The organism is Streptomyces sp. DH37 (genome assembly GCF_029813835.1).
In the GTDB taxonomy this organism is placed as follows: domain Bacteria; phylum Actinomycetota; class Actinomycetes; order Streptomycetales; family Streptomycetaceae; genus Streptomyces.
On sequence record NZ_JARVKV010000251.1, the window covers coordinates 1 to 384 of the forward strand.

Genomic DNA, 384 nt, shown 5'->3' on the forward strand with positions numbered 1-384 from the left:
GTACGAAAAGCTAAGACCAAGGGGGTGATTTTTTTCCTAAGATGCTTGAATGCTCGTGCGAATACGTCCGAGTTTATTCGATATTATCATTTTAAGCATTTGCCTTATAACTATCGCCTACAGTTGGTTAAAGACTTTGATAAATTGCCCCATTTTAATGACCAATTCTATAGGATGATGAATAGTTATCGAGCGATGAAAATTATGCAAATTCTAGGGATGAATGTGAATCGGGGTCATTTGACGTATTTTAGTAGTGCTCCGTATGGTAATGCTAAGGTTGAGCAAAACCATCAAGAATGTGAGTTTATGTTGTCTTTGATTCAAGAGAATAAGAAAGTTTATAAAAAGATGCTAAATCGGTTTATTGACGCTTTTGTGTAT

The 384-nt window shown here is 35.2% G+C and carries 1 protein-coding gene; it reads left to right on the plus strand.

Features of this window, described 5'->3' with window-relative positions:
- Positions 1-99: 99 nt before the first annotated feature.
- Positions 100-384 (plus strand): hypothetical protein (locus QC029_RS30895; protein WP_279559143.1); only part of this gene is annotated, 285 nt, incomplete at its 3' end.